Raw genomic sequence first — 19,991 nt, 5'->3', positions numbered from 1 at the left:
AGGAGGGGTCCAACCACATGAGTTCTGACCGGTTGATTGCGGGGCGGTACCGACTAACGGATCCGATCGGCACCGGTGCGATGGGGGTCGTGTGGCGTGCGACCGACGTGCGATTGCGGAGAACGGTCGCCGTCAAACAGCTGTTGCTCGGACCGGGCCTGACCCGGTCGGCGGCCATCGAGGCCAAGATGCGGGCCATGCGCGAGGGGCGGATCGCGGCGCGGCTGCATCATCCCAATGCGGTGACCGTGTTCGACGTCGCCGAGGAGGACGGCCAGCCCTGGCTGGTGATGGAATACGTGAACGCGGTCAGCCTGGCCGCGCTGATGCGGGAGAAGGGGCGCCTGGAACCCGCCGAGGTGGCGCGGATCGGGGCGAAAGTGGCCGCGGCGCTGGCCGCGGCGCACAAGGCCGGGATCGTGCATCGCGATGTGAAGCCCGCGAACATTCTCGTCGCGGACGACGGCACGGTGAAGATCACCGACTTCGGGATCTCCCGCGCCACCGGCGACGTCACCGTCACCTCCACCGGATTCCTGGCCGGGACACCGGCGTACCTCTCGCCGGAGGTGGCGCGCGGGGAGAATCCGGAACCGGCGTCCGACGTATTCGCTTTGGGCTCAACGCTTTACGCGGCGGTGGAGGGTGCGCCGCCGTTCGGTGAGGGCGACAATCCCCTCGCGGTGCTGCATTCGGTGGCGCGGGCACAGGTTCCGGTGGCCGCGAACGCTGCCGCGCTGTGGCCGGTGCTGATCGATCTGCTGGCCGCCGACGCCGACGACCGGCCGACCATGGAACAGGCGGCCGAGCGACTACAGGCCGTCGCCGATGGGCGGGCCGTGGCGCCGCTGCACGCCACCAAGGTGCTGCCGGTGGCCGGGGAGAACGAATCCGGTCCGGGGACAGGCGGTTTCGGGCCGCGTCCCACCGGGACCGGCGGGCGGACCGGTGGCAAGGGCCGCAATGGCGGCACCGGGGGCGGGATCGCCGCCGGAGCCGCGGGCATGGCCGCCGCGGCCAGTCGTACGGGCTCCGGTCGCACCGGCACCGATCCGGGCCGTCCTGGTGAAGCCGGTCGCACCGGGGGAGACGCGGGACGAGCCGGAGCCGTTGCGGCGGGGGCGGGTTCGGACGCCACCACCGTCCTGCCCGGTTCCCGTACCGGGGGTTCCACCGCGAACTCCGGCGACGCGACCGAGTTCATCGGCACGGGCCAAGGCGCAGGCCGCGGCACCGCGCCCGGCGTTCCGGTGCCGCCGGTTCCGTTCGGCTCGAATTCCGGTGCGGCCGACGGGAATCGGCGTCGACTGGCCCTGATCGCCCTGGGCGTCGCGGCCGCGGTGCTCATCGCCGTGGTGATCGCGACCTCGCTCAATCGCGGTGGCAGCGGCGACAACCCGCCGATCGCGACCGGCGGCGCGTCGGTGTCGGCCCCGGCCGACCCGAACACCGGCGGCGATTCCGGCACGGGCGGCGGCACCGGCGGTTCGGCGGGCAGCGGCGCCTCGGACGGCGGTGCGGGACAACAGCCCCCGCGCACCAGCGCCGCCGGGCAGGTCCCGCAGCAGTCCAGCACGGTGCCCCCGTCCTCGACCCCGCCACCGTCCAGCTCGGGCAAACCGACCACCACGACCACACCCCCGCCGACCAGCACGCCCTTCGGCCCGCCGAACGCGGCCGCGCAGACCGCGTTCGTACAGAGCTACTACGGTCAGCTCCCCGGCAATGTGAACGGCGCGTGGGCCATGCTCTCGCCCGGATATCAGGCCGCTGCGGGCGGATTCAATTCTTACTCCGCGTTCTTCGGCCAGTTCAGCGCGGTGAGCGTATCCGGGCTCACCCAGCAGGGCGACACGGTCGTCGGCACCGTCACCTACACCCACAAGAACGGCTACTCCGAATCCGAACGCCGCTGGTTCCGGGTGACCGGTGACGGCGGCCGTCTGGTGATCGCCGACTCACAGCGCGGGTAAGCGGCGACGGTCGTCCCTGGTTAGGCTGGACAACGGCCCGCCGCGTGCGGGCCGTTGTCAGGTTCTGTGCGGGTCAGGGCAGTGGAAGGGACGGGTGATTCGGTGACGCGGGCGGACGCGGTGCTGTGGGATATGGACGGCACGCTGCTGGATTCGGAGAAGCTGTGGGATATCGCGGTGCGCGAGCTGTCGGTGGAGCTCGGGCGCGAGATGACCGAGGAGATCCGGCATGCCCTGATCGGCGCTTCCGGGCCGAACGCCTTGCGGATCCTGTTCAACAGCCTGGGTCTGGATCCCACGCCGGATGCGGTGCTGGAGGCCGGGGAGTGGCTGGAGCGGCGGGTCGTCGAGCTGTTCCATGATCCGATCCCATGGCGGCCGGGCGCGCAGGACGCGCTCGCCGCGTTCCGGGAGGCGGGTGTGCCGATGGCCCTGGTGACCAATACCAAACGCTCGCTCACCGAGTACGGGCTCGATACGCTCGGCCGGGAGAACTTCGTGGCCACCGTGTGCGCGGACGAGGTCGCGCAGGGCAAACCGGCGCCGGATCTGTATCTGCGGGCGGCCGAGCTGCTCGGTGTGGCGCCGCAGCGGGCCATCGCCATCGAGGATTCGCCGACCGGTGCGATGTCGGCGGAGACCGCGGGCTGCACGGTGATCGTGATTCCGTGCGAGATCGCGGTCCCCGACGCGCCCGGTCGTATCTTCCGCGATTCGCTCATCGGCCTGACCGCCGACCATCTGCACGATCTGGTGCGCGCCCGCCACGCCTGAGCCCGCCGCGGTTCCCATTTCTCCAAGCGCCGGCCGCCCGCGACGGCCTAGCCTGCGACTATGACCGATGTCCTGGAGCCGCTGCGTGCCCTGTGCCTGGCGCTGCCCGAGGTGACCGAACGCCTCAGCCACGGTGAACCGACCTGGTTCGTGCGCGGTAAGAAGACGTTCGTCATGTTCTCGAACGAGCATCACGGCGGCCGGCTCGGATTCTGGTGCGCCGCACCGCCGGGCGTGCAGGAAGAACTGGTCGGCAGCGAGCCGGAGCGGTTCTTCCGGCCGCCCTATGTGGGGCATCGCGGGTGGCTCGGCGTCGGGCTGGACGTCGCGGTGGACTGGGCTGAGATCGCGGAGATCGTCGAGGACGCCTACCGGATGGTCGCGCCGAAAACGCTGGTGGCCCAGCTGGATTCGGAACCGGTCACGGCGCGCGGTAGTGCTGATCCAGGATCGGCACCGGATCCAGCTCGCTGATCTGGTGCCCGGCATCGCAGTGATCGGTGAGGTCCTTGCCGTCGCGGGCCTGCACCACCCGCAGCTCGCCCACCAGGTCGCGCAGGGATTCGGCCACCCGCGCCGCGTGCCGGTAGCCGGGCGCATCGCGGTCGGCTACGATCCAGACCCGGTGCGCGCCGCGGAACCAGGCCGCGTGCTCGGGGTGCCAGGCGTTCGCGCCGCCCGCATTGCAGGTCGCGGTGCGACCGGCGTGGGTGGCGGTCAGGACATCGGCTTCGCCTTCGCAGACGTAGATATCGCGGCCGGTGCGCACGGCGGCCAGCAGTTGCGGGAGCTGGAACGGGAAGCGCGGGAAACCGCCGGGCTCCCACCCTGATTCGGTGCGCCGCTCCTGATAGAAGGACTTGGCGAAGCCGCGCGCGTGCAGGGTGCGCAGGCGGATGACCCGGCCCGCGGCGCTGCCGTCGGGGCGGCGATAGATGTAGGCGGCGACCCGGATCGGGCGGCGCAGGCGCGGGCCCGGGTTCGGCTTGTGCACCGACAACGGCAGGCCCGCGGCCAGGATCGCGCGGTCCGCGACGGCGAGCGCCGGGGGCGGCCCGGGACGGCGGGGAGCCTGCGGATCGGGCGGGCGATCGAACAGATCGCGCACGTGCAGGCCCAGCCGCTCGAGCACATCCGCATCGGAGCACCCCGCGAAGCAGCGGACCACCGTGCGCTGCCGCTGATGGTTGTAGACGACGCCGAGCGAAGGATGATGGCGGCGGCCGTCGGCCTCGTGGACCGGGCACAGGTAGGTGGTCCATTCCGTGCCGCGCCGCCCGGGGCCGCTGACCTCGTTCAACGCGCGAGTGATGGTGTTCCAGGAGCCGTCGATACCCATGGCGAAAGTCCTCTCCCTTCCGGTGTACCCGGATCCGGAGAACTGTCAAACGGCACCAAAAGCATTGTTACGCAGCGGAAATGCGGTGCGTACGGGTGTGCTTGCACCGGTGCGCGCGGGTGCGCGCACCGGTGCGGGGTCAGCGCCCGGAGATCAGATCGGCCGCCTTGGCGATCCGCGAGGTCCGGCCCAGCCGCGATTCGCGATGGTCGGCGGCCCGGTACAGCGAGTACATCAGCTGCACGCCGATCCAGCGCAGCGGTTCCGGCTCCCACCGCCGCACCGGCCAGTTCACCCACGGCAAACTCGTCAATTCGGTGTCGCGGCGCAGCATCAGGTCCCGCAGGGTGCGCGCGGCGAGATTGGTGGCGGCGACGCCGTGGCCGGTGTAGCCGCCCGCATAGGCCAGGCCGGTGGCGTGATCGAGCGCCACGGTCGAACACCAATCGCGCGGCACGGCCAGCACCCCCGACCACGCGTGATCCAGGGGGACGTCGGCGGCGGCCGGGAAGAAGTCGGCGAGCATGCCGTGCAGCACGTCGACCGTCCACTCCTGGGTGCGGCCCGCGTCGTCGATCCGGCTGCCGTAGCGGTACGGCTTGCCCCGCCCGCCGAAGGCGATCCGCCCGTCCGCGGTGCGCTGGGCGTACATGTAGTAGTGCGCCATATCGCCCAGCAATTCGGCTCCCGCCCAGCCGATCTCGTCCCACACCGCCGCCGGCAACGGCTCGGTGACGATCATGGAACTGTTCATCGGCAGCCAATCGCGATGGCTCGCCCCGAACGCCGCGGAGAAGCCCTCGGTGGCCCGGATGGCGTAGTCCGCGGTCACCGTCCCGCGCGCCGTGACGGCCGCCGCCGGCGCGGAACCCGTTCGGGCCCGCACCGATTCGACCTCGGTGCCTTCGTGGATCACCACGCCGAGCCCGCGCACCACCTCGGCCAGCCCGCGTGCCAGCTTGGCCGGCTGCACCCGCGCGCAATGCGGCGTCCACAGCGCCCCCGTCGCGTGCGCGACCCGGATTCGCTGCTCGGGCTCGACGATCATGAGATCGTCAGCACCCCAACCCCAGTCCCGCGCATGCGCGAGCGTTTCGCTCAGCCGCCGCTGCTGCGCCGCGTTCCGTGCCACTGTGGTCTGCCCGCTCTTGACGATATCGGCGTCGATTCCCTCGCCCGCCGCGACCGTCACGATCTCCTCGACCGTCTCGAACATGGCCCGCTGCAACCGCACCGCCGCATCGCGCCCGTGCCGCCGCGCGTACACTTCCGCCGATCCTGCGATCTCCCCGACCACCCACCCGCCGTTGCGCCCCGACGCCCCGAACCCCGCGAACTCCTTCTCCAGCACCACGATCCGCAGATCCGGCTGCGCCTTCTTCAAGTAGTAGGCGGTCCACAACCCGGTGTACCCGGCCCCGACGATGCATACATCCGCCTGCACGTGCCCGGACAGCGGCGCCCCCGCGCGCACCTCCCCGAGCTCGCGGAACCAATACGACACCGAACCATTGACGAAGGACATATCAGGCATCCTCGGCTATCTGTGAGCATTCGGCATCTCGGGGGTCGTTCAGCGGACACGACTGTCCACCCGGCGCGGCGAAGCGGCGGGATTTGTGTCAAGTCACGATCGCATGAAAATTATTGGCACACAGAAAAAGTGGCAATCCACAATCGATGGACATTCCGGGCGTGTCGGCGGTTGCTGCGTCCAGAATGGTCGTCATGGTTGGGACCGGGGGCTGGGTAGACGCGTGCGATGTACCCGGCGTGGATTTCGTTCGTTATCCGTTGGACGCACCGGGCAGTGAACGCTGGGCAGCCGTGGTGCGCGCCGCGCGGGCGGAGCTGGCGGCGGACGGGTGTTGCGTGCTGCGCGGGTTCATCACGCCCGAGCGGATCCGGACGCTGCGCTCCGAGGGCGTGGCGATGGCGCCGCAGGCGTATTACACCGTCGAGCAGGTTAATGCCTACAACATTCCGTTCGATGCCGACCTGCCGGCCGACCATCCGGGCCGGATCGTGCTGCGGCGCGGAAACGCCTTCGTGGCAAGGGATTTGATCCCGCCCGACGCGCTGATCCACCGCCTCTACACCAGCCGCACCTTCCAGCGCTTCGTCGCGGACTGCTTCGGCCTCGATGAGCTGCACGAATACACCGATCCGCTGGCCGGGCTCTGCTTGAACGTAGTCGCGCCGGGTATGTCGCACCCGTGGCACTTCGACACCAACGAGTTCACCGTCAGCATGCTCACCCAGGAGCCGGAATGCGGTGGGGTGTTCGAATATTGCCCGAACATTCGCTCGCGCACCGCCGAGAACCTCGGCGACGTCAATGACGTCCTCACCGACCGGGGCGAGCATCTGATCCGGCGGCTGGAATTGCGCCCCGGCGATCTGCAGCTGTTCCAGGGCCGGTTCTCGCTACACCGCGTCGCGCCGGTAGGCGGTACGGTGCAACGACATTCGGCGATCTTCGCCTACAGCGACAGCCCCGGCGTCATCGGCACCGTGGAACGCACCCGCCAGCTCTTCGGCCGGGTGCTGCCTGATCATCTCGCCGCCGCCACCGTCCGTGGCGACGGACTGCTCGACTGAGAGGGGACCGCATGCCGGTTTCGTTGCACAACACCGGAAAAGCCTCGTTCGACGACATCTACGACCGGCCCGATCCCCGCGCCTACTACGCCCGCATGGCCGAATTGGATTACCGCATACCGGAATTGGCGGCACCGCACTTCCGGCAGTTCATCGCCGACCATCGCGCCGCCACCGGCATCAGCGCGCCTACCGTGCTGGACCTGGGCTGCTCGTACGGGGTGAACGCGGCCCTGCTGCGCCTGGATCTCGGCATGAGCGAACTGGCCGGGCACTATTCCGAACACGACGGCGACGATCTGATCGCGGCCGACCGGGAACTGCTCGGCACCGGCGACCGGCTGCCCGGGGTGCGATTCATCGGCATGGACGCCTCCGGCCCCGCCCTGAAATACGCGCACGAGGCCGGATTCCTCGACGACACCGTGCACGCGGACCTGGAGGCCGGCGACCCCACCGAACCGCAGCGGCAGGTCCTGGCCACCGCCGACCTGGTCATCTCCACCGGCTGCGTCGGCTACATCACCGACCGCACCCTGCTGCGCGTGGCCACCGCACATGGCGGAAAGCTCCCCTGGATGGCGCATTTCGTGCTACGCATGTTCGCCTTCGATCCCATCGCCGCCCGGCTGGGCGCGCTCGGGTACCGCACCCAGCGCATGCCCGGAGCGTTCCGGCAGCGCAGATTCGCCTCGGCAGACGAACAGGCCGGAGTGTTGAATACGCTGGAGGACAACGGGATCGACACCGCCGGCCTCGAATCCGACGGCTGGCTGTACGCCCAGCTCTACCTGTCCAGACCGGCCGTGAACCTATCCATCGACCCCGAGGAACTCTCTTGAGCGAACGGACCTTCGCCCACGACGATCAGCTGCCCCGCGTGCCGCTCCCCACCCTGGAGGAAAGCTGCACCCGGTTCCTGCACTGGTCCGCGCCGCTGCTCGGCGACGACGAATACGCCGCCACCGCGGCCGCCGTCGAAGATCTGCTGCGGCCCGACAGCCCCGCCCGCACCCTGCACGCCGACCTGCAACGGTTCGACGCGACCCCGGGCGTGGGCAGCTGGCTGGACGAATTCTGGCCCACCCGCTACCTCGGGCGGCGCGACCGCATCGCCCTGAACGCCAACTTCTTCTTCCTGTTCCGCGACGACACGGTGCTGGCGACCTCCACCACCGCCGATCAGGCCGAGCGGGCGGCGGCCCTGGTGACCGCTGCGGTCGACTACAAGCTGCGCCTGGACAAGGAGGAGATCCCGCCGGTCACCCAGCGCGGTACGCGGCTGAACATGGCGCAGAACAAATTCCTGTTCTCCGAGACCCGCATTCCGGACGATCCGCAGGACACCGTGCGGGTGCCCTACACCGAGGAATGGCCGGGGCCGTCGCAGGCCCGGCACATCGTGGTGTTCTACCGCGGCAACATGTTCCGGATGGATGTCCTCGGGCCGGCCGGCGCGCCGTATACGCCCGAGGATCTGGCCGACGGCCTCCGCGCGGTCATGAAGGCGGGCACCCGCCGTCCGCCGATCAGCGCCTCGGCCGGGCATCTGACCACCATGGCCCGGGTGGAGTGGGCGCCGGTGCGAAATGCCTTGCAGCCGGCCAATTCCGCCGCGTTCGAGACCATCGAGACCGCGCTGTTCTGCGTGTGCCTGGAAGATTTCGCGCCGCGTGACGAACTGCACGCCTGCGATCAACTGCTGCACGGCGACAGCGGCAACCGCTGGTTCGACAAGGCGGTGTCGTTCATCGTCTTCTCCGACGGGCAGGCCGGCATCAATGTCGAGCACTGCGGACTGGACGGCACCACCATCCTGTCCTTCGTGGACACCCTGCTGGAAACGCCGGTGACCGAGCACGCCACGGCGGCGGGAGCGCAACCGCAGGGCCTGCCCGCGGTCGAGCCGATCGAGTTCGTCCTCGACGCCGAGCAGAAGACGACGGTGGCCACCGCCGCCGCGGCCTTCGCGCAATACGCCGCCGACACCGCCACCACCACCGTGTCCTTCGACTTCGGCACCGCGAAGGCCAAGAGTCTCGGCATCTCCCCGGATGCCTTCGCACAGCTCAGCTATCAGCTGGCACACCGCCGCAGTAAGGGGCTGACGGGCGCCACCTACGAGTCCATCGCGACCCGCCAGTTCCGCAACGGCCGCACCGAGGCCATGCGCGTGGTGACCCCCGAGATCCTCGAATTCGTCGCGGCCATGCTCGATCCGGAGGTGGACGCCGACGGCAAACGGGCCGCCGCGCGCACCGCCGCGGCGGCGCACGTGCGGCGGGCGCAGGAATGCCAGCGCGGCGAAGCGCCCGAACAACACCTGTGGGAACTCCAGATGATCCAGCGCCGCCGCGGCGAGCAGCTCGGCGCCACCGCGCCCATGGCGTTCTACGACAGCCCGGGCTGGCGCATCACCCGCGACGACTACCTCAGCACCAGTTCCGCACCCTCGGTGAACATCCGGTACTTCGGTTTCGGTTCCACCAGCCCCACCTGCATCGGCATCGCGTACGTGCTGCTGCCCGACCGCTGGAACCTCTACCTCGCCACCCCGAAATCGGTGTCCCAGCAAATGTTCGGCTTCGCCGATGAATTGCGTACCGCGGTAGCCGAACTCGCGGAGTTGCTGGAAGTCTGAGGTTCGTCACCCCGGGGATTCCGCTGCGCCACACCCATGTCCGATTTCGTCGGTAGGGTGTGTGCTGTGATTACGCTTCGAAAAGAAGATGGTGCAGCGGATCTCGCGGGGATCACGAAGATGAGCGTCGGGGTGAGCTGGGATCCCTCGGGCGGCGTCAGCGGCGGACTGCTCGGCATCGCCAAGCGCAAGAAGGGCGTCGACCTGGATCTGGTCGCCATCCTCATGCAGGGCGCGGAGCCGGTCCGGTTCGCCGGGCTGGACTCGCTGGACCCGCTGGGCAACGGCTCGGTCCAGCACACCGGTGACGAGCAGACCGGCGCGGCTTCCGGCGACGACGAGACGGTGCACGTCACCTTCGCCAATGTCCCGACGGCCATCGACTCGATCATCTTCGTGGCCTCGGCCTTCAAGAAGGGCTCGAGCTTCGAGAAGGCCAACAACATCTCCTTCAAGATCTACGACGCCTCCGGCGGCTCCACCCAGCAGGTGGCCGATATCTGGCCGTCCCTGCTGGGCACCGACAATGCCAATGCCATCGCCCGGGCCTTCCGCAACGGTCCGAACTGGCAGCTGGAGGTCCTGGACCGCAAGGGCAAGATCAAGCAGGGCGATATGCAGGCCCTGCTGCGCTTCGCCATGGCATAGCCGCACGCGCTCAAGCGATTTCGAGCGCGATGATGGCCAGCGCCAGCAGCGTGTCCAGCACCATGCAGAACTCGGACATGGACCGGACCACCACGCGGTCGGTGCGGAAATGGTGGATGTCCCACGCGGTGTGGGCGAGCAGGCCCGCGGCCACCAGGTAGGCGCCGGCCCGCTCGTCGATGAGCAGTGCCGCCACGGCCACCGCGCCGAAGGCGAGCATGGCCACGGCTTGCCGCGTGATGTCCCGGCGGCGCAGCAGGCCGTAGCCGGCGAGCGGAACCGCGAGCGCCAGCAGCACCCAGGTGCCGTCGAAACCGGTCGCTTTGGCCGCGCCGATGACGACGAAGGTGACGAGGAAGACCGGCCAGGCGGCGCGCGGGTCGGCCAGCGCGGCGCTGCCCAGATAGACGATGGCGGAGGCGGCGACGATCTGCGCCAGATCCACGCCGGTGCTCAGATCGAAAGCGGTGGCCGCGGCCAGCAGCAGGGCGGCCAGGGCGGGCCAGACGGTGACGGCGCGGGGCCGAATCGGTGTGTCGTGCATGACAATCACCGTCGCGCCGCAGCACGGGGCCGGACCAGACGGGCTGCCGTGAATGACGGAATCGCTGGGATTCGTGGCGGATTCACTAGGATCGGCGGTATGGCGGAACGGCTGGTCGTCGTGGTCGGCTACCCGGGGGTGGAGCTGCTCGACATCGCATCGGTGACCTCCACCCTGGACATGGCCAATCGGATGGGGGCCGCGCCGCCCTACCGGATGGCGATCGTGACCCCGGGCGGGGTTGCGGTGGAATGCGATTCGGGACTGACGCTCAGCGCGCACGGCGCCGTCGAACAGTTCAACGCCGCCATCGACACCCTCGTCGTCTCCGGCGGGCTCGGCCATCTGGACGCCGCCGCCGACCACCGGTTCGTCGGGCACATCCGGCGGCTGGCCCGGCAGGCGCGCCGGGTCGCGTCGGTGTGCACCGGGGCCAGCGTGCTGGCGGCCACCGGACTGCTCGACGGCCGCCGCGCCACCACCCACTGGTTCTACGCCGCGCAGCTGGCCGCCGCCTATCCCGAGGTGGAGGTGGATCCCGAGCCGATCTTCGTGCGGCACGGCGCTATCGCCACCTCCGGCGGAGTGACCTCCGCGCTGGACCTGACCCTGGCGTTCATCGAAGAAGACCACGGCGCGGAGCTGGCGCGGCGGGTCTCCATGGGACTGGTCACCTATCTGCGGCGGCCGGGCGATCAAGCGCAGGTCAGCGTATTCGTGGGCAATCCGGAACCGGCGCATCGACTGGTGCATCGGCTGGTGGAGCACATCGCCGGACACCTGGACGGGAACCTGGGCGTCGAGGCGCTAGGTGCGACGGCCGGACTGAGCGAACGGCAGCTGACGCGAGTGTTCGTGGCCGAGCTGGGGGAGACCCCGGCCCGCTATGTGCGGCGCATGCGCGTGGATGCCGCCGCGCGGTTGCTGGCGGGCACCGGCTTGCGGCTCGACGATATTGCCGCGCAATGCGGATTCGCCTCCGCCGAGACGCTGCGGCAAGCCTTCGCCGCGCAATTCGGTGTCGCCCCTTCGGTGTATCGGGCACGGCAGCGGGCCGCCGCGGCGGCGCCGTCCTGACCGCGGAGATCGGGAGCCGGGAGTGCGTTGCAGGGAGTGTGCGGCGATCTGAAAGAATGTTCGACCGTGAAAACTTTCGAGGCCCTGTTCGCCGAGCTGCAGGATCGTGCCGTCAACCGCCCCGAGGGGTCCGGGACCGTCGCCGCCCTGGACGCCGGCGTGCATGCGCAGGGCAAGAAGGTATTGGAAGAGGCCGGTGAAGTGTGGCTGGCCGCGGAGCACGAGAGCGACGAATCGCTCTCCGAGGAGATCTCGCAGCTGCTGTATTGGGTGCAGGTGCTGATGGTGGGTCGCGGCCTGCGGCTGGAAGACGTCTACCGACATCTGTGACGGCTGATATCGCCGCGCTCACGGGCGCGGCGCTCGCTGGTCCGTAGTCGTCTCCTCCCATCCACCGTCCCGAAAGGACAACCCATGCTTCGCGTCGCCGTACCCAACAAGGGCGCGCTCTCCGAATCCGCCGTCGCCATCCTCGCCGAGGCCGGCTATCGCAAGCGTTCCGACGCCCGCGATCTGAGCGTGCTCGATCCGGCCAACCAGGTCGAGTTCTTCTTCCTGCGGCCCAAGGACATTGCCATCTACGTCGGCTCCGGCGAACTGGATCTCGGCATCACCGGCCGCGATCTGGCGCTGGATTCCGGTGCGCCCGTGCAGGAACGCCTCGCCATGGGCTTCGGCCGCTCCACCTTCCGCTACGCCGCGCCCGCGGGCCGGGAATGGAAGGTCGAGGACCTCTACGACAAGCGCATCGCCACCTCCTACCCGAACCTGGTGCTCGCGGACCTGCAGCGGCGCGGGATCGAGGCCGAGGTGATCCGCCTGGACGGCGCGGTCGAGATCTCCATCCAGCTCGGCGTGGCCGATGCCATCGCCGACGTGGTGGGCTCGGGCCGCACCCTGCGCCAGCACAACCTGGTCGCCTTCGGTGAGTCGCTGTGCGATTCCGAGAGCGTGCTGATCGAGGCCAAGGGCGCGGACCAGAAGGACAAGGCGCGCAATCAGCTCGTCGCCCGCATCCAGGGCGTGGTGTTCGCCCAGCAGTACCTGATGCTGGACTACGACTGCCCGAAGGAACTCCTCGACGCGGCCGTGCAGATCACCCCCGGCCTGGAATCGCCGACCGTGTCGCCGCTCACCGATCCGAACTGGGTCGCGGTGCGCGCGCTGGTGCCGCGCAAGAACGGCAACGAGCTGATGGATCAGCTCGCCGAACTCGGCGCCAAGGCGATCCTGGCCACCGACATCCGGTCCTGCCGGGCGTTCTGAGAGCGGGTACGCCCGCCGTGCTGACACACGGCGGGCGGGGCGCGCGGGTCAGGAGCCGGAGGGGAAAGGCGGTGTGGTGCCGCCGAATTCGGGACATAGGTCCTTGAAATCGCAGAACTGGCACATCCAACTGCGATTGGGCGGGAAGTCCCCGGTTTCGGCGGCGGTCGTGATGGCCGCCCACAGCGCCGACAGGATCCGCTCGAACCGGGACAACTCCTCCGCGTCCGGCTCGTAGGTGAGCGTCTGGCCGTCCGCCAGATACATCAGCTTGAGCTGGGCCGGAGCCGTCCCGAACATCCGCAGGAGCACCAGGGCGTAGAACTTCAGCTGGAACAGCGCCCTGGTCTCGTAGTCCAGGCCCGGCGCCCGGCCGGTCTTGTAGTCGATGACGTGCACGTCCCCGGCGGCCGTGCGGTCGATGCGATCCACGATGCCGCGCAACGGCGTCCCATCGGCCAGCTCGGTCTCGATGAACGTCTCGCGCGACTCCGGATCGAACCCCGAGGGATCCTCCAGCCGGAAGTACACATCGACCAGGGCGCGCACCTCGGCCAGGAACACCTCCCGGTCGTCGTCGGCGATCAGCTCGGCCACCTCGGGCCGGGATTCGAGCATTCGCGCCCAGGCGGGTTCGATGAGCGTCACCGCGCCCGGCAGCTTCCGATCCCCGGCGGGCAGGTCGAACAGGGCTTCCAGCACCGAATGCACCAGCGTCCCGCGCACCGCCGCGCGCGAGGGCGGCTCCGGAATCTGATCGATGGCGCGCAGCCGGTACTTCAACGGGCACTGCTTGAAATCGATTGCCCGCGAAGGGGACAGCGCCGGACCACGCGGGGCGAAACCCGCCGTCTCCGGGGTAGTGATAGCGGGTACCGACATACCTGGCAGGCTAGACGCAGGCACCGACAAGGTGCATTGCTCAACGCGGCAGCGAAATCGCGGCGACTACTCAGAACGGAGTTTCATGACGGCCAGACGGACCGGCCCTTTCCAGATCGGTGACCGGGTACAGCTGACCGACGCCAAGGGGCGCAAGTTCACGGTGATCCTGGAGGCGGGCAAGCAGTTCCACACCCACGCCGGGCACATCGAGCACGACGACCTCATCGGCTCCGACGAGGGCAGCGTGGTCAACTCGGCCAAGGGCACCCCCTATCTGGCGCTGCGCCCGCTGCTCACCGACTACGTGCTGTCCATGCCGCGCGGCGCGGCGGTCATCTACCCCAAGGACGCCGCCCAGATCGTGCACGAGGGCGATATGTTCCCCGGCGCGCGCGTGCTGGAGGCCGGCGCCGGTTCGGGTGCGCTGACCTGTTCGCTGCTGCGCGCGGTCGGCCCCGAGGGCAAGGTCATCTCCTACGAGATCCGCGACGACCACCTCGAGCACGCCGTCAAGAATGTCGAACGCTTCTTCGGCGAACGTCCCGCTAACTGGGAGGTGACCCTCGGCGATGTGGCCGAGTATTCCGGCGAGCAGGTCGACCGGGTGATCCTGGACATGCTCAAGCCGTGGGACACCCTGGAAGCGGTCTCCAAGGCGCTCATCCCCGGCGGCGTGCTGCTGGTCTACGTGGCGACCACCACGCAGCTGTCGGAGGTGGTCGAGCACCTGCGCCGCCAGCAGTGCTGGACCGAACCCCTGGCCTGGGAATCGATGGTCCGCCCGTGGCACGTGGTCGGCCTGGCCGTGCGCCCCGAGCACCGCATGCAGGGCCACACCGCCTTCCTGGTGAAGGCCCGCCGCCTCGCCGACGGCGTCACCCCGCCGCGCCCGCAGCGCCGCCCTTCCAAGGGGTAGTCGGCATTGTCGCGAACAGACGCGAATGCCCCGTCACCCGTAGGTGACGGGGCATTCGCGTCGTCGTGGGTGACAACTGATTTCGCGACGAGAGGGTAACTCGTCGGGTACGCCCGAAATCGGTGTGGCACCTGGACGCAGGCACGCGTACAGAACCGGCGACGGCTCTCAGCCGTGCGCTGAAGTCCCGGGGAGGCGGGCTAGCAGGGCGCCTTGCCCATGGCCAGGATGGTGCACGCGGTGCTTTCCGAGAGCTGCCAGCCGGCCTCGGTGTGCGTCCAGGTCATCGGCACGCCGGGCATGGTGCCGTGCGGCGAGGAGATCGCGACGGTCGCGTTGGCGGTGTCGCCGTTCGCCTGCACGCCCGACACGCCCCAGCCGATCGTGCCGTAGTTGGCCAGCCCCTGGCTCATCTTCTCGATATTGGCGGTCCGGTTCGCCCCGCCGACCATGAGATTCGCCTTGTCCGCGGTCGGTACCGACGGGTCGGTGAAGCGTTCCAGCTGGGACTGCAATTCCGCCGCGGCGGGCGCGTCGGCGGCCCCGGCCAGGCCGGTGGCCGTGGTCAGTCCGGCGGCGATGCCGAACGCGGCGAAGGAGATGCGAGCGGTGCGAGCGAGCATGTGCGAACGTGCCTTTCGACTGCGGTAGGAGATGCGTATTACGGCTGGCAGGCGGCGCGCGCCATGCCGAGGATGGTGCACGCCCCGGCGTCGGACAGCTTCCACGCCCCGTCCACGTACTGGAAGCTCATCGGCACATCCGGCATGGTGCCGTGCGGCGAAACCACCGAAACCTTGGCGTCGGCCTTATTACCCTCGGTCTTGATTTCGCCCACCGTGAAGGACACCTGATAGTTGGCCAAGCCCTTGTTCATGGTCTCGATCAAGGCCACCCGCTTATCCCCGTCCACGACGAGTTTCGCCTTGTCAGCGGCCGGTTTCGCGGGGTCGGCGAAGGCGGTCAGCACGCCCTGCAACTCGGCTGCGGTGGGCGCCGGGGCGGCGGCCGCGGCGGATGTCGAGGCCGACACGCTGGTCGTGCTTTGCGCGGAACCCTTGTCGTCGGAGCCGCAGCCAGCCAAAGTTGCGGTAACGGCCAGCGCCGCCGCGACGGTAGCCACGGAAACACGAAGCGTCCGCGTGGCGTTGCCCGATATACGGGTACGACTCTCGGGAAGGAGCATCGAAGAGCACCCTTTCGGCTCGGCCGGCGATTAACTCGCCGGAAACAGGTTAGGGCAGGCTAACATGCCTGCCGCAGAGGTCCGCCGCAGCCTAGATGTGATCACGACGAAACCATGTCGGAAAGCGGGAACGGTTATCGCCCGGTAGCGTTGATAGACCGGGACTGGGAGGAGCAGCATCATGAGCCCCATGGAACATTCCGATTCGGCCGCCTGGAGGGAACTCGAGGCCGTGCGTGCCGAGGCGGCTGCACTCCGGAGGCAACTCGCCGACTCGCCGGATCGCACACGGGAATTGGAAGCGCGCGTCGATTCGCTGACGATTCGCAACACCAAACTGATGGACACCCTCAAGGAAGCGCGCCAGCAACTGGTCGCTCTCCGTGAGGAAGTCGACCGGCTCGGTCAGCCACCGTCCGGCTACGGTGTCCTGCTTGGTACGTACGACGATCAGACGGTCGACGTTTTCACCTCCGGGCGCAAGATGCGGCTGACGTGTTCGCCGAATATCGATACCTCCACTCTCACTTACGGTCAGACCGTGCGTCTCAACGAGGCGCTGACCGTGGTGGAAGCGGGGCTGTTCGATCAGATCGGTGAAATCGGCACGCTGCGTGAGATTCTCGACGACGGGCGTCGCGCCCTGGTCGTCGGGCATGCCGACGAGGAGCGCGTGGTCTGGCTGTCCGGGCCGCTGAGCGCGCTGGTGGACGTAGACGATCTGGAAGATCCGGATCGCCCGATTCGCAAACTGCGCCCGGGTGATTCGCTGCTGGTCGACACCAAGGCCGGCTTCGCCTTCGAGCGCATCCCCAAGGCCGAGGTCGAGGATCTGGTCCTGGAAGAGGTGCCGGATGTCGACTACCACGACATCGGCGGCCTCTCGCGCCAGATCGAGCAGATTCGCGACGCGGTGGAACTGCCGTTCCTGCACAAGGATCTGTTCCGCGAGTACGCGCTGCGGCCGCCCAAGGGCGTGCTGCTCTACGGCCCGCCCGGCTGCGGTAAGACGCTGATCGCCAAGGCCGTCGCCAACTCGCTCGCCAAGAAGATCGCCGAGGCGCGCGGTGAGGATGCCAAGGAAGCCAAGTCGTTCTTCCTGAACATCAAGGGCCCCGAGCTCTTGAACAAGTTCGTCGGTGAGACCGAGCGGCATATCCGGATCATCTTCCAGCGGGCGCGTGAGAAGGCGTCCGAGGGCACCCCGGTGATCGTGTTCTTCGACGAGATGGATTCCATCTTCCGCACCCGCGGTTCGGGCGTTTCGTCCGATGTCGAGACCACCGTTGTGCCGCAGCTGCTCTCGGAGATCGACGGCGTCGAGGGCCTGGAGAACGTGATCGTGATCGGCGCCTCCAACCGCGAGGACATGATCGACCCGGCCATCCTGCGTCCCGGCCGTCTCGATGTGAAGATCAAGATCGAGCGTCCGGATGCCGAAGCGGCCCAGGACATCTTCTCCAAGTACCTGACCGAGACCCTGCCGCTGCGCGCCGACGATCTGCAGGAATTCGACGGCGATCGCGGCAAGTGCGTGCAGGCCACCATCGAACGCGTGGTGGACCGCATGTACGCCGAGAGCGAGGACAACCGCTTCCTGGAGGTCACCTACGCCAACGGTGACAAGGAAGTCCTGTACTTCAAGGACTTCAACTCCGGCGCCATGATCCAGAACATCGTGGACCGGGCCAAGAAGTACGCCATCAAGTCCGTCCTGGAAACCGGCAATCCGGGTCTGAGCATCCAGCATCTCTACGATTCGATCGTGGACGAGTTCTCCGAGAACGAGGACCTGCCCAACACCACGAATCCCGATGACTGGGCGCGCATCTCGGGCAAGAAGGGCGAGCGGATCGTCTACATCCGCACCCTGGTCACGGGCAAGAACGCGAGTGCTTCCCGCGCCATCGACACCGAGTCGAACACCGGCCAGTACCTGTAAGCCGGAAACGAAGCGGCGCATCTCCTCTTTCGGAGATGCGCCGCTTTCGTGTGTCCGGGCCGAACCGCTTGCCGCTCAGCTGACTCCGGGGATGTAGCCCGGGTAGACGAAATTGCTGCCACCGTCGAGCCGCCCGTAGCCCGGGAGGGCGGGGAAGTTGAAGGGCAGCTTCTGGAGCTGGTGGGGGTTGCCGTCCTGGTCGGCCTGCCAGCAGGACATGGTCACGCCGTGGAAGCTGTTGCACACGATGCGGGTGCTGGTGCCGTAGGGGGAGGTGAGGCGGTTGCTGAAATCGAAGGGATTCCAGTAGGCGGGGTTGTCGGGGGTGAGGAAGTTCTTGGTCTCGAAGACCGAGATCGGGCTGTTGGGCTGCTGTTCGGGCCATTCGTCGGCGTGCGCCGCTCCGGTGCCCAGGGCGAGCGCGATTCCGGCAGTCGCTGCGAGTGCGGCTGCCCGGCCGGTGGTACGTGCGATCATTGCGTTTCCCTCCGTCATGCTGCTGGTCGATAGCTGATCGGCATCGTAGAGCTCATCGCTCTGACGAACCGACGGGTTTCGATGATCCATCTCACAGTGCGTGATAACCATTCGGTGCGGGTTCGAACCCGGCGGGGTGCGAATTCGAATCCGCTCAGGCGCGGCGGGCCCGCCGGTAGGTGGGCAGGGCCGCGGCGGCGGTGGCCAAGTGCGCCGCGAGTTCGTCCACGTCCGCGCGGTGCAATGCGGCGACGGTGAGGCGTAGATGGTCGGTCTCGGGATGCTCGGTGACCTCGAAAGGGCCGCCCGGGGCGGCCTTGATGCCCGCGGCCGCGAGGGAGATCATCGCCGCGTTCTCGTCCGCGACCGGCACCCAGAGATTGATGCCGTCCGCGCGGGCGACCGGAATGCCATGCTGGGACAGGGCTTTGCGCAAGGCTTCGGACCGGGAGCGGTAGGCGGTGCGCGCGCCGGCGACGGTATCGCGCGCCGCGCGGTCGGTGAGCATGTGCACCAGGACCCGTTGCAGCAGGCGGCTGGACCAGCCCGGGCCGAGCATGCGGCGTTCGACGACGGGATCGAGCAGCGCGGCCGGACCGCCGACGACCGCCAATCGCAGATCCGCGCCATGGGATTTGGAATAGGACCGGATGTGCACGGTGCGCCCGGGCAGGCGGGCCGCCAGCGACCGCAGCGGGGCGTGGGCGATACCGGAACTGTGGTCGTCCTCGATGATCGGCGGACTGGACCCGGCGGTGACGGCCGCATCGGCCAGCACATCGGCCAGTTCGCGCACGCGTTGCGCGGAAAGCGAAGCGCCGGTGGGGTTCTGGGCGCGCGGCTGCAGGAGCACGGCGGCCGGGGTGGCGGTGGCGAGCGCGATCGCCAGCTCGTGCGGCAGCGGCCCGGAGCCGTCCATGGCGACGGGCACCGGGCGCGCGCCGAGCCGGCCGAGCAGATCCAGAAACGGCGGAAAACACGGATTCTCGACCACGACGGTATCGCCCAGCCGCACGTGCGCGGACAGCAGCCGATCGACGGCATCGAGCGCGCCGTCCAGCACGGTCAGGCGTTCGGCCCGGCCCGGCCAGTCGGCGCGCACCAGGCGCTCGAGCTCCGGCAGCACCGCGTCGCCGAGATAGGTGGCCGACAGATCGTCGATGCTGTCGTCCCCGCCGAGCGCCCGCAGCGCGGCGGTGAGATCGGGCAGCAGCGCCGGATCGGGGACCCCGCGCGAGAGATCGATGCGAAAAGTGCTGTCGGAGTGCGGGTGCAGCCGCCGGTAGCGGCCACCCGCGGCGGGCGGCCCGGCGGGATGCGGGTCCGCGTTCACGAACGTTCCCGCCCGCCCGCGCGCCACGATCACCCCCGCGGCGGCCAGCGCGCGCCAGGCCTGGGTGACGGTGGCGGGGGAGACCTTGAGCTCGCGCGCCACCTCGCGCACGGTCGGCAGCCGGGTGCCGGGGGCGAGCGCGCCCGAGCGGATCCGCGCCCGACCGCCCCGGCGATGCCCGCGGCCGTGCGGTCGTGCACGTCGGCCCGCAATTCGGCGGCATCGAACGCGGCGGCGCCGGCAGCGACACGCCGACCGACCGCAGCGCCGGATTGCCGGGCGGTCGCCGGATCCAGCTGCTGGGGGTCGAGTTCGGTTGTCACAGTGTGATTCTGCGTGCGAAGACGGAGGGGGCCGAGCACCGGCCGACACAATTTACGGTCACGAAA

The 19,991-nt window shown here is 68.9% G+C and carries 20 protein-coding genes; 12 read left to right on the top strand and 8 right to left on the bottom strand.

Translation table 11 applies throughout. The annotated features are described in order from the left end of the window. Positions 1-80 precede the first annotated feature (80 nt). The 3 genes from NY1_RS41785 to NY1_RS06855 all read left to right on the top strand — a co-directional run bounded on the left by NY1_RS41785 (position 81) and on the right by NY1_RS06855 (position 3,221). On the top strand, positions 81-1,973 hold the full coding sequence (locus tag NY1_RS41785) for a serine/threonine-protein kinase (protein ID WP_233434250.1): 1,893 nt from the start codon (positions 81-83) through the stop codon (positions 1,971-1,973). Between the two features lie 102 nt (positions 1,974-2,075). Then, positions 2,076-2,747, top strand: coding sequence for an HAD family hydrolase (locus NY1_RS06860; RefSeq protein ID WP_267888397.1), 672 nt, complete (start codon positions 2,076-2,078; stop codon positions 2,745-2,747). Between the two features lie 60 nt (positions 2,748-2,807). Next, complete coding sequence (locus NY1_RS06855; RefSeq protein WP_067709598.1) at positions 2,808-3,221, top strand: MmcQ/YjbR family DNA-binding protein; 414 nt, start codon at positions 2,808-2,810, stop codon at positions 3,219-3,221. Here NY1_RS06855 and NY1_RS06850 read toward each other — a convergent pair. Both NY1_RS06850 and NY1_RS06845 read right to left on the bottom strand, forming a co-directional pair. Further along, positions 3,169-4,086 (bottom strand): toprim domain-containing protein, encoded by a 918-nt coding sequence (locus NY1_RS06850; protein WP_067709596.1) that lies wholly within the window; start codon positions 4,084-4,086, stop codon positions 3,169-3,171. The genes NY1_RS06855 and NY1_RS06850 overlap by 53 nt on opposite strands. A gap of 139 nt (positions 4,087-4,225) precedes the next feature. Further along, the gene (locus tag NY1_RS06845; protein WP_218028322.1) at positions 4,226-5,611 is read right to left on the bottom strand and encodes an NAD(P)/FAD-dependent oxidoreductase; all 1,386 of its coding nucleotides are present in this window, start codon (positions 5,609-5,611) and stop codon (positions 4,226-4,228) included. Between the two features lie 203 nt (positions 5,612-5,814). Between NY1_RS06845 and NY1_RS06840 the strand changes: the two genes are divergently transcribed. The 4 genes from NY1_RS06840 to NY1_RS06825 are packed head-to-tail and all read left to right on the top strand — an operon-like array spanning position 5,815 to position 9,976. Continuing rightward, positions 5,815-6,687: a HalD/BesD family halogenase gene (locus tag NY1_RS06840; protein WP_067710101.1), complete on the top strand. Its 873-nt coding sequence runs from the start codon at positions 5,815-5,817 to the stop codon at positions 6,685-6,687. Between the two features lie 11 nt (positions 6,688-6,698). Further along, positions 6,699-7,529, top strand: coding sequence for a class I SAM-dependent methyltransferase (locus NY1_RS06835; RefSeq protein WP_067709593.1), 831 nt, complete (start codon positions 6,699-6,701; stop codon positions 7,527-7,529). Further along, positions 7,526-9,328: a choline/carnitine O-acyltransferase gene (locus tag NY1_RS06830; protein WP_067709591.1), complete on the top strand. Its 1,803-nt coding sequence runs from the start codon at positions 7,526-7,528 to the stop codon at positions 9,326-9,328. The genes NY1_RS06835 and NY1_RS06830 overlap by 4 nt, the downstream gene beginning before the upstream one ends. 36 nt (positions 9,329-9,364) lie before the next feature. Then, complete coding sequence (locus NY1_RS06825) at positions 9,365-9,976, top strand: TerD family protein (RefSeq protein ID WP_267888396.1); 612 nt, start codon at positions 9,365-9,367, stop codon at positions 9,974-9,976. A 10-nt stretch (positions 9,977-9,986) separates the two neighbouring features. Here the strand turns inward: NY1_RS06825 and NY1_RS06820 are convergent, their stop codons facing one another. Beyond that, complete coding sequence (locus NY1_RS06820) at positions 9,987-10,520, bottom strand: hypothetical protein (RefSeq protein ID WP_084534719.1); 534 nt, start codon at positions 10,518-10,520, stop codon at positions 9,987-9,989. Between the two features lie 99 nt (positions 10,521-10,619). On the opposite strand from NY1_RS06820, the gene NY1_RS06815 reads away from it, so the two are divergent. The 3 genes from NY1_RS06815 (at position 10,620) to hisG (ending at position 12,863) form a co-directional block, all read left to right on the top strand. Then, positions 10,620-11,597: a GlxA family transcriptional regulator gene (locus NY1_RS06815; RefSeq protein WP_067709587.1), complete on the top strand. Its 978-nt coding sequence runs from the start codon at positions 10,620-10,622 to the stop codon at positions 11,595-11,597. 66 nt (positions 11,598-11,663) lie between these two features. Then, positions 11,664-11,927 (top strand): phosphoribosyl-ATP diphosphatase, encoded by a 264-nt coding sequence (locus NY1_RS06810; RefSeq protein WP_067710097.1) that lies wholly within the window; start codon positions 11,664-11,666, stop codon positions 11,925-11,927. Positions 11,928-12,011: 84 nt separating this feature from the next. Continuing rightward, on the top strand, positions 12,012-12,863 hold the full coding sequence (hisG, locus tag NY1_RS06805) for an ATP phosphoribosyltransferase (RefSeq protein ID WP_067709585.1): 852 nt from the start codon (positions 12,012-12,014) through the stop codon (positions 12,861-12,863). Positions 12,864-12,911: 48 nt separating this feature from the next. On the opposite strand, the gene NY1_RS06800 is transcribed toward hisG, so the two are convergent. Further along, on the bottom strand, positions 12,912-13,745 hold the full coding sequence (locus NY1_RS06800) for a RecB family exonuclease (RefSeq protein WP_067709582.1): 834 nt from the start codon (positions 13,743-13,745) through the stop codon (positions 12,912-12,914). A gap of 85 nt (positions 13,746-13,830) precedes the next feature. On the opposite strand from NY1_RS06800, the gene NY1_RS06795 reads away from it, so the two are divergent. Then, a complete protein-coding gene (locus NY1_RS06795; RefSeq protein WP_067709580.1) occupies positions 13,831-14,664 on the top strand; it encodes a tRNA (adenine-N1)-methyltransferase in 834 nt (277 codons plus the stop codon). A gap of 200 nt (positions 14,665-14,864) precedes the next feature. On the opposite strand, the gene NY1_RS06790 is transcribed toward NY1_RS06795, so the two are convergent. After that, positions 14,865-15,287: an MTB12 C-terminal domain-containing protein gene (locus NY1_RS06790; protein WP_067709578.1), complete on the bottom strand. Its 423-nt coding sequence runs from the start codon at positions 15,285-15,287 to the stop codon at positions 14,865-14,867. Positions 15,288-15,325: 38 nt separating this feature from the next. Next, complete coding sequence (locus NY1_RS06785) at positions 15,326-15,787, bottom strand: WKL family lipoprotein (RefSeq protein ID WP_233434234.1); 462 nt, start codon at positions 15,785-15,787, stop codon at positions 15,326-15,328. A 244-nt stretch (positions 15,788-16,031) separates the two neighbouring features. Between NY1_RS06785 and arc the strand changes: the two genes are divergently transcribed. After that, the gene (gene arc / locus NY1_RS06780; protein ID WP_067709574.1) at positions 16,032-17,792 is read left to right on the top strand and encodes a proteasome ATPase; all 1,761 of its coding nucleotides are present in this window, start codon (positions 16,032-16,034) and stop codon (positions 17,790-17,792) included. A 75-nt stretch (positions 17,793-17,867) separates the two neighbouring features. On the opposite strand, the gene NY1_RS06775 is transcribed toward arc, so the two are convergent. Beyond that, positions 17,868-18,269: a hypothetical protein gene (locus NY1_RS06775; protein WP_067710095.1), complete on the bottom strand. Its 402-nt coding sequence runs from the start codon at positions 18,267-18,269 to the stop codon at positions 17,868-17,870. Positions 18,270-18,423: 154 nt separating this feature from the next. Beyond that, positions 18,424-19,704, bottom strand: coding sequence for an aminotransferase-like domain-containing protein (locus NY1_RS06770; protein ID WP_233434233.1), 1,281 nt, complete (start codon positions 19,702-19,704; stop codon positions 18,424-18,426). Positions 19,705-19,991: the final 287 nt, after the last annotated feature.

The sequence above is a fragment of the Nocardia yamanashiensis NBRC 100130 genome, from assembly GCF_001613325.1.
GTDB classification, from domain to species: Bacteria; Actinomycetota; Actinomycetes; order Mycobacteriales; family Mycobacteriaceae; genus Nocardia; species Nocardia yamanashiensis.
The sequence above is the reverse complement of the archived record's forward strand: the minus strand, read 5'-3'. Positions and strand labels throughout refer to the sequence as shown.

What these genes read in the sequence shown, in the direction of transcription:
- NY1_RS06855 (WP_067709598.1), top strand. Translation starts at nt 2,808, where the DNA reads ATGACCGATGTCCTGGAGCCGCTGCGTGCCCTGTGCCTGGCGCTGCCC.
- NY1_RS06840 (WP_067710101.1), top strand. Translation starts at nt 5,815, where the DNA reads ATGGTTGGGACCGGGGGCTGGGTAGACGCGTGCGATGTACCCGGCGTG.
- NY1_RS06800 (WP_067709582.1), bottom strand. Translation starts at nt 13,745, where the DNA reads ATGTCGGTACCCGCTATCACTACCCCGGAGACGGCGGGTTTCGCCCCG.
- NY1_RS06815 (WP_067709587.1), top strand. Translation starts at nt 10,620, where the DNA reads ATGGCGGAACGGCTGGTCGTCGTGGTCGGCTACCCGGGGGTGGAGCTG.
- NY1_RS41785 (WP_233434250.1), top strand. Translation starts at nt 81, where the DNA reads ATGGGGGTCGTGTGGCGTGCGACCGACGTGCGATTGCGGAGAACGGTC.
- NY1_RS06845 (WP_218028322.1), bottom strand. Translation starts at nt 5,611, where the DNA reads ATGTCCTTCGTCAATGGTTCGGTGTCGTATTGGTTCCGCGAGCTCGGG.
- NY1_RS06775 (WP_067710095.1), bottom strand. Translation starts at nt 18,269, where the DNA reads ATGATCGCACGTACCACCGGCCGGGCAGCCGCACTCGCAGCGACTGCC.
- hisG (WP_067709585.1), top strand. Translation starts at nt 12,012, where the DNA reads ATGCTTCGCGTCGCCGTACCCAACAAGGGCGCGCTCTCCGAATCCGCC.
- NY1_RS06795 (WP_067709580.1), top strand. Translation starts at nt 13,831, where the DNA reads ATGACGGCCAGACGGACCGGCCCTTTCCAGATCGGTGACCGGGTACAG.
- NY1_RS06850 (WP_067709596.1), bottom strand. Translation starts at nt 4,086, where the DNA reads ATGGGTATCGACGGCTCCTGGAACACCATCACTCGCGCGTTGAACGAG.
- NY1_RS06790 (WP_067709578.1), bottom strand. Translation starts at nt 15,287, where the DNA reads ATGCTCGCTCGCACCGCTCGCATCTCCTTCGCCGCGTTCGGCATCGCC.
- arc (WP_067709574.1), top strand. Translation starts at nt 16,032, where the DNA reads ATGAGCCCCATGGAACATTCCGATTCGGCCGCCTGGAGGGAACTCGAG.
- NY1_RS06825 (WP_267888396.1), top strand. Translation starts at nt 9,365, where the DNA reads ATGTCCGATTTCGTCGGTAGGGTGTGTGCTGTGATTACGCTTCGAAAA.
- NY1_RS06835 (WP_067709593.1), top strand. Translation starts at nt 6,699, where the DNA reads ATGCCGGTTTCGTTGCACAACACCGGAAAAGCCTCGTTCGACGACATC.
- NY1_RS06820 (WP_084534719.1), bottom strand. Translation starts at nt 10,520, where the DNA reads ATGCACGACACACCGATTCGGCCCCGCGCCGTCACCGTCTGGCCCGCC.